This window comes from Candidatus Photobacterium acropomis (genome assembly GCF_030685555.1).
GTDB lineage: Bacteria > Pseudomonadota > Gammaproteobacteria > Enterobacterales > Vibrionaceae > Photobacterium > Photobacterium lucens.
The window spans coordinates 676,725-693,545 of the sequence record NZ_CP131608.1 but is presented as its reverse complement, the minus strand read 5'-3'; the positions used below and the strand labels follow the sequence as shown (position 1 = coordinate 693,545).

The following is a 16,821-nucleotide window of genomic DNA, read 5'->3' as shown; positions in this document are numbered from 1 at the left end:
ACTTCTACTTATCGCCTTTTGTTTATTTATAAGATCATTGTTGAAAGTTATAAATCGAGCCAAGGTTTAATATTTGCGTTAGCTCATCTAATGCCGTGCGTGATTCCACCAGCAAATTAGGATCTGCTAAATCCGCTTCTACCAAGCAATCACGATAGTGCTTATCAACCCACTGATTCAAGATAGTAAACTTTGTATCTGTCATTAACACATCAGGATTCACCGCTTGCAGTTCTTGTTCATTAAGCACCACACGCAATCGTAGACACGCAGGTCCCCCGCCATTTGCCATGCTCTGCTTTAAATCGAAGATCATCACTTTATCTATACCTTGCTGACTATTTACTAGCTGCTCGACATAGTGTTTCACTTGACGGTTTTCTTCACACTCCTGCGGTAACACCAATACCGTTTCCCCATTAGGTAACGATAACAATTGCGAATTAAACAAATAGCTGGAAATCGCATTATCAATCGACACACTGGATGTTGGTACTTCGATGATCCTGAAGTCATCCCCCATTTTTTGCCTTAACTCTGCATAAACCTTGGCTTGATCAACATAGGCTTGCTCGTGGCAAAACAAGGTATTTCTGTTACCCACGGCTATGACATCGTTATGGAATACACCTTGATCAATCACGGCTGGATTTTGTTGCGCAATAACAACACCTTGCTCATCTAACTGATGCAAACGAGCTAACGCTTCACAAGCTTCAAATGTTTGTCTTGCCGGGTATTTCTGAGGTTGAGTAAAACGACTATCAAAGGCATAACGTCCATGAACAAAAAACTCAACACCTGCATCACCGTATTCATGACAAAAACGCGTATGGTTTGCCGCTCCCTCATCGCCAAAGTGATTTACTGTTGGTAAAGCATCATGATAATGAAAATGCTGCTCATTTGGAAACATTGCTTTTAGGATCTTTCCTGTCGTTACATGCTCAATCGAGCGATGGAACTGGTTAACCAAATTTGCAGGTGTAAAGTGAACCCGCTTATCTGATGTATCAGCAGAGGGAGAAACCGTCGCCGCATTAGCTGTCCACATACTCGACGCAGAGTAGCAAGAAGCCAACAGTTTCGGACTGTATTTTGCTGCCTGTTGAATGATATGTTGCTCAGAGCCAGAAAATCCCAAACGACGTAATGTGACAAGATCAGGTCTTTCTTGTGGAGCAATGATCCCTTGTACTAAACCAAGATCAGCAAGAGCCTTCATTTTCGCCAGCCCCTGCTTGGCGGCTTGCTTCGGGTTAGAGGTTTTTGCGCTGTTTTTAGCAGACGCAATATTACCGTAAGAAAGTCCACTGTAATTATGCGTAGGACCAACTAATCCATCAAAGTTTGCTTCTACTGCTTTCATTTCTCATCCATGTTATCTGCTAATCACATAACAATTAACATAACAAAGTTTTTACATTTACAGCAACTAAACCTATTTATGGTTATTTAATCATTATTAGTAGATTATTATTTCATTGAAATTGGAGATCTTCGCTATTTCGCTATGTTGCCGTATTTTTGAGGTATACAAGTGAATAACTACGCAATTTTAGGCAAAAAAAAGCAGCCAGATTCGGCTGCTTTTTTCCTTTATATTGCTAACTAGTGCGTGTTATCTAGCTTAAATGCATTGTGATCGAACAGTGAATTCACAATATCAACAGACGATGCACCATCCATTAAACCAAGATCCTGAACAGGGTTAATGTTATCTAAAACAATGTTTTGCTGTTTACCATCATCTGTTGTGATATCCAGTTCAACATTACCTTTATCATCAACACCTGCGCTAACATGCTTCAGTAAATTATCCATATCAGATTGGCTGTCATCACCTTCATTTGATAACAACTCACGGATATCGATCTTATCTTTTCCTAGCTCAAAATCAGCAATGGTATCGGCATTTGGCTTATCTGATGACAATGATGTTTCATGCCATGTAAACAGATCATCACCAGCACCACCAGTTAAGATATCACTACCTTGACCTGCAACTAACGTATCGTCACCATCAAAGCCAAACAATGATTCACCTTGGTTATCTGCAATTAAGTCATTGCTCTCTTCATTACCAAAGTTCTTACTAAGCTCAAGGCTACCGTTATTCAATAACGTCGTTAGCTTATCCGTTGCAGTCATCTCACTAGACGTGCTACCAAATAAATCATGGTTAGTTACGCCATCAAGAATGATATTCTGAACCACCTTATCTTGATCATTAGATATCTGGATTAAGGTGCTACCATCTTGCTCTGTGATGTTTAGGCGATTATTCAAATCCGCTAATGAGTGGATATCTTTGGTGTCTAACGCATCACCTAGGCTGATGGTATCTATGCCAACTTCAAAGTCCATGATCTTATCTGTTGCTGGTGCATCAGCAGTGCCAAAGTCGCTAGCAGTCCATAGGAAGGTATCTTTCACCCCATCACCATGACCGCCTAACTCACCACCCCATAGGATGTCGTCACCTGCACCACCGACAAGAATATCTGAGCCTAAGCCACCCACTAATACATCATCGCCGGCACCACCATACAATGTTGCTGCAGCTGTACTGTCGATGATCAGATTATCTCCATCAACATTTGAGTTATTGCCTATCACATTATTTGTTTGTGATAGATCATCAACCACTACATTGATGTTTACAGGGTCTGATTCTGCATAAGAACCATCAGATTCAGTCGAAACAGCAACAACATTAATTGAGTGCGTACCTTGATCAAGATCTTTGATGTACAAGCCATCAACCTTGTCAGCTGGTACTTCCCAGTTACCATTACCAAGATCTTTACCAATCACATTGCCATCTTTATCAACAACCTGACCTGAGCCTAAATTCGTTAACTTAACGGTTAAAGTTTCAGATGCATCTGCCGATGCCGCAGCAATCAGCCCAATCAGTGGCAACATCGTCCCCATAGAGCTTCTGATCGCAGCAGTTTGTAAATGCTCTGGGTTAATACTTAACGATGGCGCATCCGCTTTCGGCACCACATTAATCTCAACTTTATTGGTAGCAGACTGATTACCGCCTGATCCTGTATTACCACCATCATTAGTAGTAATAATTAACTCATCTTTACCACTGTAGTTTTCATCACTAACGTAGCTAACATTACTGTTAAGTACCGCATTAATGTCATCCATCGAGCCTTCAAGAGTGACATTACCCGTACCATTATCTACCACTTTCACTGAGCTGTTTTCTGGTAATGTAATAATTAACGAGCCATGAGCTACGCTTAGCTGCACAGACATACCCGTATTATTCGGTAACTCATTAAAGTCTGCATCAGATACCTGCAACCCTGTGATCACCGTTGCGATATCTTCATCTGCCGTAATACTCGTTGGCACATGGTTAACAGGCGCATCGTTAACAGGCGTAACCGTAATATCAACTGTATCGGTATCGGTTAGTACACCACCAGCACCAGCGTTACCGTTATCACTTGTGGTCATGGTTAGCTGATCTTTACCAGCGTAATTCTCATCACCTGTATATTTGATACCATCAGCCAGTAATGCGTTGATCTTATTAATATCACCGCTGATAACTAACTTACCGTCACCGTTATCAGTAATATTCAAGCCTTGTGTATCAGTCGCGATAATCGCTAATTGGCCATGACCAACAGCTAACGTCACTGTCATATCACCAGATGCACCATTTTCTTTCGCGTCCACATCACTGATCTTAAGACCACTGATCACATGGCTACTGTCTTCATCAACAGTAAATGCATCAGGTACTGTATTCACTGGTGCATCGTTAACGGGTGTAACGGTAATATCAACGCTATCGGTATCTGTTAATGCACCACCTGCACCAGAATTACCGTTATCATTGGTTGTCATGGTTAAGCTATCAGTGCCGTTAAAGTCTTTATCACCAACGTAATTGATGCCTTCATCCAGTAGCTGATTGATCTTAGTAATATCACCTTCAATGGTTAATGTGCCATCACCATTACCTTTGATCACTAGACCTGTTGTATCAACACCATCAGCAATGCTCAATTGACCATGTTGAACACTTAGCGTCACTGTCATGTTCATTACAGCATCATGATCATTACTATCTACATCAGTCACTTGCAGATTTTTGATCACTAATGTTGTGTCTTCTTCAACCGTTAGCGGATCCCTTGGCATATGGTTCACAGGCGCATCGTTATCAGGTGTCACATCAACGTGGATTGTTTTATCCACCGCGACGCTATCTGTACCAACAACACCATTATCCACTGCACGAATATCAAAATCTAAATCACCCGTCCAAACCTTACCGTCAATAACGGTTTGGTTATTCGCATCACCTGGGTGGAAGATCAATTTATCAAGTTCAGAACCATCAACTTTAATGATCCATGAGCCATCTGCTTGTTTCTCACAGCTACCTTTTACGCCATCTGGTAAGGTAAATGAGCTTGAATCAGGCACATTAGTAATGGTGATTTGTAGCGATTCAGCACCATTTTCATGCACATTGGAGTCAGGATGCTTAACTGTATTTTCATCATCGTAAGCTTTAATACCTAGATCTAATGTGATTGAACCATTTTCATCACCAGACGCATTCGGATTAACATCAGTATCTACTTTGTCAGCAACAGGCTGAACATCAATCGTGATAGTTTCACGGTTTGCTGCTGGTATATCTAAAGTATCTTCTTTTGAATACACCACAATACCAATATCAACTTTACCGCTGAAATCTTTTGGCGGCTCAACCTTCACGTTACTTAAATCGAACGTTTCACCTGATGCCGTAATCGTCCATACGCCATTGCCATTGTTCACCGCACCTTGAACGATAAAGCCATCAGGCACGTTTTCTAATTTGATTGAAACAATGTGCTCTGAACCATCACTATCTTGTAATGAACCACCAATACCACTCAATGAAATTGCTGTATCTTCATTACCAATAACTGGCTTATCAGTGCCATGCCATTTGATATCGTCATTAACCGCAACAACCTCAAAGCTCACTGTGTTATCAAATGTCTTTGATGCTGATACTTCTTTGCCACCAGCAGTTTCATCATAAACAGTGATATCGACAACTGTGGTTTTAACATCAATATCAACCTTGCCACTAAAATCAGGTGCTGGACGGAAATGAATATTCCCCATCTGGCTAGCATCAATGATGATAGATGAACCTAGTACATTGCCATTTGCATCAATAAACACACCGTCAGTGCTGTCTTTAAGCGTTAATGTCACAGACTCAACGCTTTCTTTACCATCAGTTAGTTCTGTGCTGACATCTTTTAGTGCAACAGATAGATCGAGCTTGATATCGCCATCTTCATAAGCAACATCTTTGTAAACTTGCTCTGTTTTATCATCAGATGACGAGATCGGCTGCTTATCACCATTTAAACCATCAGTTTCAACAACCTTAATTTCAACCGATTTAGGACCATCAACTTCAGGTGCAATTTGAACATCAAGGGTGGTTGTTTGTGTTTTATAATCACCACTTTCAATATCAGTCGTTACAAACTTCACATCTAACTTAAAGTCACCTGCGAAATCTTTTGGCAAATTAATGTGAATGCTAGATAAATCCACTTCACCAGTGTCAGAAACAGGCACTTTCAATACATATTCACCAGTTTGGTGGTTATAGTCAGAGCCTGAGATCGAAGCACCTTTAGGTAGATCACTTGCATCAATAACAATAGTCAATTCATCATGCGATTGATGACCACCATCTGTACTCACTTTAATAATGTGATCAGTGATTTGTTTACCTAAATCAACGGTGTGATCTTCTGTACCCGTTACAACGTGATCTTCAATGACGATGTCTGCCGCTTTTTCATCGTGACTTTCAGTATTCTTACTAAAATCAAGCGTAATAGTGTCTTTCTTAACCACTAATGCACTTGGATCACCATCGTCACTTAAATCTTGTACAACCGCACTAATTTGCAGCACTAACGTATCTTTAAAGCCTTCTGGGGCTTTGATCTGCAAGTTGCCTAATTGCGACTGAGGAATTGTCCAGCTACCATCACCATTGTTAATACCACCAACAATCACAAAGCCTGTCGGAATTGGCTCAAGTACCACTTGCTGAATCACTTCAGAGCTGGATTTATCGTCATTCACCCACGTAATTTTGCCGTCTGAATCAGTACCATTAGAGAGATCAATAACACCATCACTGTCACAACTAATATTGGTAACAGTATTACCATCATGGCGAACAACTAAATGACCATCACTTTCCACAACAGCTTGAATATCAACAGTTAAAGTACCTGTAATATCTTTCGTGACGGTCTCTTTATCGCCATCAACATCCGTTTCAGATACCGTTACTGTTGAAGTTAAGGTGATATCTTTATCTGAGTCATCTGGCGCATGCAGGGTTAACTTAGTGCCATTCAATAGCTGTTGTAATTGGCTATCCGTAAAGGTGATTTTTCCTGAAGCATCGGCAACTAATAACGTATCACCTAAGAACAACTGATAACCTTGCGGTAAACCATTTAGCGCTACTGCGGTAATGTGTTCTTTCGGATCAGTAAACTCAGGTGGTAACCAATCAATTTGAATCGGTTGATCTTCAAAACCTTTAGAAACCGTATCGTAGTCAGTCGCATCAATTACAGGCGTAACATGAATAACCAATTCGCCATCAAACGCCTTACTCGCACCGTCGTTTTCAGTCACTACGACACGAAGATCAAGCGTGATATCTTCTAAGCTATTTTCTGGCGGCACGATTTTTACATCGTTCAACGTTGTTAGGTTTACCTGATAAATAGGTTGACCATGTTCATCTTCACCAGCGTAAACCAAGGTTTGAAGATTACCGTTCTGATCGTACAGTTTTGCTCCTTCTGGAATACCAGAGACCACAATACTTAAGGTTTCAGAACCGTCAGTTTTACCATCAACAGTGTGCTCGCCTGACACCACTTTAAAATCAAACTTAGCGCTACCATCTTCTTTAATGGTTGTTTCAAGTCCGATTTTGCCATCTTCTAATGGTTTCCAATCTGCACTATCAGATTCAATCACTGGCGCATCAACCACACCGGTTAGTGCAATATCAATAGATTGTGGGCCAACCACTTTCTCGCTAGTTTCCGTTGTCACATTACCATTAGCATCAGTAATGGTTGCGACATCTCGGATCACGCCTTTAACTGAGATACTAAAATCAACGTTGCTATCTAATGGCGGCTGAAGTGATAAACCGTTTAGATCTTCATATCTAATTTCATACATACCATCGGCATTTGGCGTCAGGATGTGATTATTTAAGTACAATACTGCACCTTCAGGAAGTGCTGATATTTGTAGGAATAAATGCTCAGAGTTATCGGTATTATCATCTAACGACACAAAGTTAATATGAGTAGATAGATCAATACGCTCATCTTCTTTCGATTCAACACGTGTCACTTTTAACGTGCCATCATCGGCTTGAGGATTCACATTGATAACAATTTCTTTCGCTGTCGATTCAGCTGTCTGATGACCATTTACAAAGTTATCTAGCTCTTTACTTTCAGCGGTAATGGAAAGCTTAATATCACCACTGAAGTTATCTGCAGGATTAACCTCAACAGACTTCATTTGCTCAGCATCTACCTTGTAGATACCTGAACCCGGTGATGTTTCAACTAACGTTTTACCGTCAATTTCTAGCGTACATTTATCTTGGTACTCTTTTGGTACCGTAATGTAGTAGAACAGTGCTTCTGAGCCGTCAGTATCTTGCAGATCAGCAACCACACTTAACTGAACATTTGAGCCATCTTCGTCGACAACATAGTGATCAACAGAGCTTGAATTCCATGTTGGCGTATCAGCAATACCTTGAACATTAATCGAGAATTCACCATTCATTACAGGGTGATTACCGCCATCCGTGGTATTAACTTGTGCGCTAACATCAAACTTAATGCCGTTAGCAGAGGTCGAGAAATCTTCTGCAGGAACAAAGGTTATGCCTTGCAGGGTATAATTCTCACCACTAGCGTCTGCTTTAAATGCACTTGCAGGGATCGTAATTGAACCATCGCTATTTACAGCTAAAGGTTGACCGTTAAACATAAAGACACCGTGTGCTTCACCCTGTGGATGAATCGTTACAGTACCAATGTGTTCACCACGATCGTTATCACCAACGTTAATACTCATGTTGATGGCAATACCATCACGATTTACATCAACGTTATCGTTAGGATCGGTAGAGTGACGACCGTCTTCTTCCTGACCTGTGCTGTTTTGCAAGCTTAAGGTTGCATCTTTATCCGACACTTCAAGCGTGATCGTACCTTGTGCCTTATCACCGTCACCATCGGTCACCTCAAAGCCAATCTTCTTGATGATCTCTTCTTGGTTATGATCCAAATTATCGTTAGCAGCAAAGTAAGTCTCACCATTAGGTTTGATCATCAGATCACCTAACTTTTGACCATTTTCTGTGACTTCATAGATACGGTAACCGCCAGACTCACGCAGTGTTGATAGATCAATATGCTGACCATCAACAATCAGGGCAGTAACTTGTGCGCCATCAGCACCAACATTGACTATCACGTTTTCAAGTGTCGTTGTGCTGTGTTCAACCGTATTAAGCGTTACGTCATGTACAGATGGAATATCATCTTTAATTAATACATCAATATTAACTGCACCGCTGATATCACCGTCTTTATCAACGGCGTAAACAGGGAACTCAATCTTAAACTCATCTTCACCTTGAGTTGGGTGATCAATGGTTCCTTTCAGATCGAAAATATAGCGACCATTTGGTAGCAAGGTATACGTAAACACAACTTGACCGTTTGCCGTACCTTGATATGTCCCAGGCCCTACCTCTTTCAGAACAACATCATGCCCTTCAGATTTAATGCTGTTTTGCTCATTAAACGCGTTAACATCAACTTTAAAGTCAGCAACATAGTCACTACCTTGATCGACCTGAATATCACCTAAAGCAGACACGCCACCATGTGAAGTATGCGAACCATTCGCCAATGCATCTTCATCAACACTCAGTGCTGGTGCAGAAATAATGACAGGTGCAGCACCATCATTAATAGTGATTTGCGCATTTACATAATTATCAGGTTTATCTTCGTTACCTAAGTAATCACCATCGGTATCTTTAACTTGTATAGGCACATCAATCACGATCTTGCCGCCATCAACGGAAACAAAACCATCGTTGTTAGTTCCACTATGATCTAAAGGCACATACTGAGTAATAGAAACTTTTACATCAACGTCATGACCGTCAGCAGCCTGCTCAGCAGAAACAGTTACCGTTAATACTTTTTCACCATATTCCGAGATGCCCACTAGTTGACCATCTTGATATTCAAAGTGAATTTTTTCACCCGATGCGGTTAGCTCTGACTGTAACTCGTTTATTAAATCAGTAAGATGCTTATCATCAATCGATACTGTATTAGGATCTAAACGATCGGCACCAGCTTTAACGGCAATGGTGACATCACCAGAAACTGGATAGCCTTGCTCACCTGCTGTTGGCTGTAAGTCGCCTTCAGTGATAACAATAGAGCCAGTTTCACCACCTTTTGCGTTTTCACCATCATGAATATTGATCGTGATCTGACCTGGCTTACTCTTATCACCGTCATAGTCTTGAGCAACCACATCTAGCTTAATAACTTCATTATCTTTCGCTGTATCGTCAACCTGATCAATAGGTTGCTGCTGCTCAACAACATAATGACCATTCACATCAATCTTGATTTCCATGACAACTTGAGATGGATTGTCTTTTAATACAACGGTGATTGTTGAACCATCTGGACTCAATGAATACGTTGTCACATGGCCATTACTGGTTAAACCGTCTAACGATGATTGCTGATCCGTAAAGTACACTTTCGCAACTTGGTCACTACCAGTATCAATATCGATAGTGCCAGATGCCGTGCCATGACCAGATGCACCTTCTTCAACAGTCGCTGTTGAATCATGACCGAATGAAGGATTTTGACCATCTTCGATAGTGATATTCACATCGACAGGTTTCTGTAATGAGTCGCCATCAGCATCTTGCATTTGAACAGGTACATTAATCGTGATCTTACCGTCTGTAACATCAATGTACTTTCCATCAGCATTGAGGTGATCAAGTGGTAGAGACTGCTTAATAGCCAAATCAACCGTAACATCACCATTCGCTAATGAAGATGGCGTCATGGTAATACTCACCGCTTCCTGACCACTCGCTGTCACACCTGTAATCGTGATCACACCATTAGCATCAGTATGTACCGTGAAATTCAGTACTTCACCATTTGACGTTAAGCCATTGAGCTCTTTCACTAAGTCAGCTTGTGCGCTATCAGCAATCTTTAAGCTGTTCGCCACTAATGCATCATCAGTTGCATTAACAGTAAAGTGCGTATCCGCAGAAACTGGGTAACCCTTACCTGCTTTTGGATCTTCAAGATCGCCTTCTGTAATGGTGATGTTTGCGACAACACCTTCACCAGTTGGGTTTAAGCCATCTTTAATATGAATTTCTAATTCGCCTGTGTTACTTACATCACCATCTTTGTCGGTTGCAGTAACTGCCAGATTAATATCAACGGTATCGCCTTTGCTGTTGTCTTGCTCTATTGGCAGATATTGATGAACCGTGTAACTGCCATCGATATTAATTTCAATCGTCATGACCGGTGCGCCATCATTCGCACCACCATCGATAACAACTTTAATTTCATTACCATCAACCACATAACGGGTTGCTTGGTTATTAGAAACAATACCTTCAAGTGACGGCTGAGACTTCGCAAAATCAATGTGCGCAATATCATCAGAGCCCACATTTAACGGGATCTTACCACTTGCAGTTGCGCCTGTTTCGGTTTCCGTAATCGTAGTACCAGAATCTTTACCAAATTCAGGGTTAGCACCATCAACAATGGTAATATCAACAATCGCAGGCTTTTCTAATGAGTCGCCATCAGTATCTTGTGCTTGAACAGGTACATTAATTGAAATGTCGTTACCGTTAACCGTTACAAAACCTTTGCCATTGCCCGAGTCTTTATGATCAAGCGGTAATTCTTGGGTGATTTTGATTTCAACGTTAACGTTTTGACCGTCTTGCTTTGATGTTAATTCAACACGTACTGCAACCGTATCAGTCCCTGCAATCGTACCAATCAAGTTACCATTAGCATCAACAGTAAAGACTAGCGCTTGACCGCCCGACGTCAGTTCAGTATTTAACTCTTTGATTAAATCTGCTTGCTTACTTGCATCAATAGCTACAGAGCTCGCAACCAGGCGATCTTCACCAGCAACAAGAGTTAACTCACCTGTTTTTTCTACTGGATAAGTCGTATCTGCACCACCAGTACTTGTGCCACTACCATCAACATCACGGTCGCCTTCAGTTAGAGTGATCGTTACCTTCTCACCACCAGCAGCGTCATTACCGTCTTTAATCGTGATATTTAGCTCACCTTTCGCGGTGTCACCGTCTTTATCGGTTGCAGTTACATCAAGCTTAATATTGGCAAGATCTTCACTATTTTGATCAACAGGACCTGTCACTTTTACCGTGTAAGTGCCGTCGTTAGCGATAGTCACTACCATCACAGGATTTGAGTGTGAATCAAGTACGGTTAAGACGTTACCTTCCACAGTAAACGTGGTTTTCTCACCGTTACTGGTGATATTGGCAAGGTCTGTTTGCTCAGCATTAAAATGAATTGACTGAATATCATCAGAACCCACATCTAATGGAATATGACCATTCATTACCTTGTTTACGTCTTTCGACTCATCAATGGTAATGCCTTCGTCTTTACCAAATTCAGGGTTAGCACCGTCAACAATCGTAATATCTACAGTTGCAGAATGCTTTAACGGATCACCATCAGTATCTTGCGCCTGAACTGGCACCTTGATAGAGATATCATCGCCATTAACCGAAACATAAGTGCCATTGACTGAACCATTGTGATCCAGTGGAAGTTCTTGGATGATTTTGATTTCAACGTTAACGTTTTGACCGTCTTGCTTTGGTGTTAATTCGACACGTACAGCAACCGTATTCGTACCTTCAATAGTACCAATCAAGTTGCCATTAGCATCAACAGTAAAGACTAGCGCTTTACCGCCAGAGGTTAACTCTGCGTTTAACTCTTTAATAAGCTCAGCTTGTTGAGATGCATCAATAGTAACAGTTGTTGGATCTAAGCGATCTTCACCTGCAACTAGAGTTAACTCACCAGTTTTAATAACAGGATAAGTCGTATCATCACCACCTGTACTTGTGCCACTACCATCAACATCACGGTCACCTTCGGTTAGGGTGATATGTACATTCTCACCACCAGCTGCATTAGTACCGTCTTTAATGGTAATGTCCAACTTACCTTGAGCGGTATCACCGTCTTTATCGGTAGCGATAACATCAAGCTTAATATTGGCAATATCTGCACTATTTTGATCAACAGGACCTGTTACTTTAACTGTGTAAGTACCGTCATTCGCGATAGTCACCACCATCACTGGGTTTGAGTGAGAATCCAGTACAGTTAGAACGTTACCATCAACAGTAAATGTGGTTTTCTCACCATTGCTGGTGATATTAGCAAGGTCTGATTGCTCAGCATTAAAGTGGATATGTGCGATATCATCAGAGCCCACGTCAAGCGGGATTTGACCATTAATGATTTTATCTGCATCAGTGCTTTCATTGATCACGACACCTTTATCAGTACCAAACTCAGGGTTCGCACCGTCAACAATTGTGATATCAACTGTTGCTGCGTTATCTAATGGATCACCATCGGTATCTTTCGCCTGTACAGGCACTTTAATTGAGATGTCATTGCCGTTAACCGTAACAAAACCGTCGCTGTTACCAGATACATTATGATCAAGCGGTAATTCTTGGATGATTTTGATTTCAACGTTAACGTTTTGACCATCTTGTTTCGGTGTTAATTCAACACGTACCGCAACGGTATTCGTACCTTCAATGGTACCGATCAAATTGCCATTAGCATCAACAGTAAAGACCAGCGCTTTACCGCCAGAAGTTAACTCTGTGCTTAACTCTTTAATTAGATCTGCTTGCTTACTTGCATCAATCTCAACGCTATTTGGATCTAAGCTATCTTCCCCTGCAACTAGGGTTAACTCACCGGTCTTAACAACAGGATAAGTCGTATCATCACCGCCCGTACTTGTGCCGCTACCATCAACATCACGATCACCTTCGGTTAGGGTAATGTGTACATTCTCACCACCTGCAGCATCTTTACCATCAAGAATATTGATGTTCAGCTCACCTTGAGCCGCGTCACCATCTTTATCCGTTGCGGTTACATCAAGCTTAATATTGGCAAGATCTTCACTGTTTTGATCAATAGGACCTGTTACTTTTACTGTGTAAGTACCATCATTAGCGATAGTCACTACCATCACAGGATTTGAGTGTGAATCAAGTACAGTTAGTACGTTACCTTCTACAGTGAATGTGGTTTTCTCACCGTTACTGGTGATATTGGCAAGGTCTGTTTGTTCAGCATTAAAGTGAATTGACTGAATATCATCAGAGCCCACATCAAGTGGGATTTGACCGTTCATTACCTTGTTTAAGTCTTTCGACTCATCAATGGTAATGCCTTGGTCTTTACCAAATTCAGGGTTAGCACCATCAACAATCGTAATATCTACTGTTGCAGAATGCTTTAACGGATCTCCATCAGTATCTTGCGCCTGAACTGGCACCTTGATAGAAATATCATCGCCATTAACTGAAACATAGGTGCCATTACCTAAATCTTTGTGATCCAGAGGCAGCTCTTGGATGATTCTGATTTCAACGCTAACGTTTTGACCGTCTTGCTTTGGTGTTAATTCAACACGTACCGCAACCGTATTTGTACCTTCAATAGTACCAATCAAATTACCATTAGCATCAACAGTAAAGACCAACGCTTTGCCGCCAGAAGTCAGTTCGGTGTTTAGCTCTTTAATTAGGTCTGCTTGCTTACTTGCGTCAATAGTCACGGTAGTTGGATCTAAACGATCTTCACCCGCAACTAATGTTAACTCACCGGTTTTAACAACAGGATAAGTCGTATCATCACCACCCGTGCTAGTACCGCTACCATCAACATCACGATCACCTTCAGTTAGGGTAATATGTACATTCTCACCGCCTGCAGCATCAGTACCGTCTTTGATCGTGATATTTAGCTCGCCTTGCGCCGTATCACCGTCTTTATCGGTGGCTGTCACATCAAGCTTAATATTGGCAAGATCTTCACTTTTCTGATCAACAGGACCAGTTACTTTAACTGTGTAAGTACCGTCATTTGCGATAGTCACTACCATCACAGGGTTTGAGTTTGAATCAAGTACAGTTAGAACGTTACCATCAATAGTGAACGTGGTTTTCTCACCGTTACTGGTAATATCTGCAAGCCCTGCCTGTTCAGCATTAAAGTGGATATGTGCAATATCATCAGAGCCTACATCTAGAGGGATCTGACCATTAATGATTTTATCTGCATCAGTGCTTTCATTGATCACTACGCCTTTGTCAGTACCAAACTCAGGATTCGCACCGTCAACAATCGTAATATCAATATTAGCAGCGTTATCTAGTGCATCGCCTTCAACATCTTGCGCTTGCACGGGTACTTTAATTGAAATGTCATTACCGTTAACGGTAACAAAACCATCGCTGTTACCAGATGCGTTATGATCAAGTGGTAATTCTTGGATGATTTTAATTTCAACGTTAACGTTTTGGCCATCTTGCTTTGGCGTTAATTCAACACGTACCGCAACAGTATCAGTACCTACTATCGTACCGATAAGATTACCATTAGCATCAATCGTGAATGTTAATGGTTGACCACCAGAAGTTAACTCTGTGTTTAGCTCTTTAATAAGTGCAGCTTGCTGGCTTGCGTCAATCGCAACGGTATTCGGATCTAAGCGATCTTCACCTGCAACTAGGGTTAACTCACCCGTTTTGACAACAGGGTACGTGGTATCAGCGCCACCTGTGCTTGTGCCGCTACCATCAACATCACGATCGCCTTCAGTTAATGTCACTGAAACGACTTCACCGCCAGCGGCATCAGCACCATCTTTTACAAAGATGTTAACTTGACCATTTGCAGTATCACCATCTTTATCAGTGGCAGTTACATCTAAATTAATGGTTGTTAGATCATTAGTGTCTTGATCAATAACACCCGTTAGGGTCACAGTGTAACTACCATCCTTAGCCATAGTCACAACCATTACAGGTTCGTTGTCACTATTTAAAATGGTTAATTCATTACCTTCGCTATTAATAGAAAAGCTCGTGGGTTTACCATCACTTGTGATGCTTGATAGCCCAGCTTGCTCACCATTAAAACGAATAGAAGCAATAGCATCAGATCCCAGATCTAATGGCACATCACCACTGATGGTTTTACCCGTTTCAGTAGCTTCATCAATGTATGTACCTTTATCTGTACCGAATTCAGGGTTAGCGCCATCAATCACACCAATATCAACATTAACTGGTTTTTCTAGTGAATTACCGCTGCTATCTTGCGCTTGAATAGCCACATCGATATTAATTTGATCGCCATTGTGTACTACATAACCATCGGTGTTATTGCCCGTATGATCGATAGGCTGATTGATGGTTGTTGTCACAGTAACTGTCACATCACGACCATTGATTGACGTTGCTTCAAGTGCAATAGACATCACTTGCTTGCCATCAAGCGTACCAATAATGGCATTAGCTTGAGTGTCATAAATGAAAGTAACCGCTTGACCACCAGAGGTAATATCGTGGCTTAATTCAGTCAATAATGCGTTGACGGTGAACGGGTCAAAAACAAAAGATTGAGGATCAAGAGGTAACGTGGACGCTTCAACTAAAACAGATGTTGAAGAGCTCACTGGATATGTTTTATCGCCAAGATCACCTTCAGTAACCACTAAAGATGCAGATTCACCACCATCTGGTTGAACAATAACAAGAGGATCAAGCTCATTACGTGCTTGATTTGGATCGTAAGCTGTATCAAATCCCGCCTCAGCAAGCATTGAGTCGTTATCATAATTAATCGATACAAAACTCGCAGCTGAAGACGAGCCATTGATACCTACATTACCTGCAGATTCATTACCAGCTGCCGTTGGTTCAAACAACAATGTCGGGTCTTGACCCAACAAAATGGCAGATTGAATTGCATCAATATTATTAGAGTCAAAAGACGCATTACCCATGCCTTCATAGTTAAATGCGATCTTTTCATCTAAATCAACAGATTGAATACCTTCTGGTGTGACAACAGTACAAGTTGGGCATGGTTGATTAACCACCTGTTCAACGCCATCTTTTACAAAGATGAACTTTGCATCCCCATTAGCAACCAAAATTTCATCAGGCTGAAGCATAAATTCGTCAATTACAGGCTGAACATCTTTTCCAGCTTTGATTAAAAATCCATCACCAGATACTAGTTTCATTCCGTCCTGAGTCTTTCCATCAGCTTTCATAACGTACTTTCAACCTTCCTATTCATTTATTCAGTTTGCCAATTCAAATATTTTTTAAGAAAAACAGTATAAAAAAACGCCATTTTATTGATATTTAGTCTTATTTTTATACTTAAACAGCAATTTATTCTACTTGAGCAAATTTTTCGCTCTAAAAAAAACTTTACGTCAATAATTTGACGTCATATCATTGGCAATGCCTAATTAAAATACAATTGTATTTTTGTAAGTCTTTGTAACAATATT

Annotated in this window: 2 protein-coding genes; both read right to left on the bottom strand. The window is 41.0% G+C overall.

Going from position 1 to position 16,821, the window contains the following annotated elements; translation table 11 throughout:
- Positions 1 to 34: 34 nt before the first annotated feature.
- Positions 35 to 1,369, bottom strand: coding sequence for an N-succinylarginine dihydrolase (astB, locus tag Q7657_RS03110; RefSeq protein ID WP_107165958.1), 1,335 nt, complete (start codon positions 1,367 to 1,369; stop codon positions 35 to 37).
- A 242-nt stretch (positions 1,370 to 1,611) separates the two neighbouring features.
- Positions 1,612 to 16,545 carry a retention module-containing protein gene (locus Q7657_RS03105; protein WP_258178245.1) on the bottom strand — a complete coding sequence of 4,978 codons (14,934 nt, stop codon included), beginning with the start codon at positions 16,543 to 16,545 and terminating at the stop codon, positions 1,612 to 1,614.
- Positions 16,546 to 16,821 lie beyond the last annotated feature (276 nt).

What these genes read in the sequence shown, in the direction of transcription:
- astB (WP_107165958.1), bottom strand. Translation starts at nt 1,369, where the DNA reads ATGAAAGCAGTAGAAGCAAACTTTGATGGATTAGTTGGTCCTACGCAT.
- Q7657_RS03105 (WP_258178245.1), bottom strand. Translation starts at nt 16,545, where the DNA reads ATGAAACTAGTATCTGGTGATGGATTTTTAATCAAAGCTGGAAAAGAT.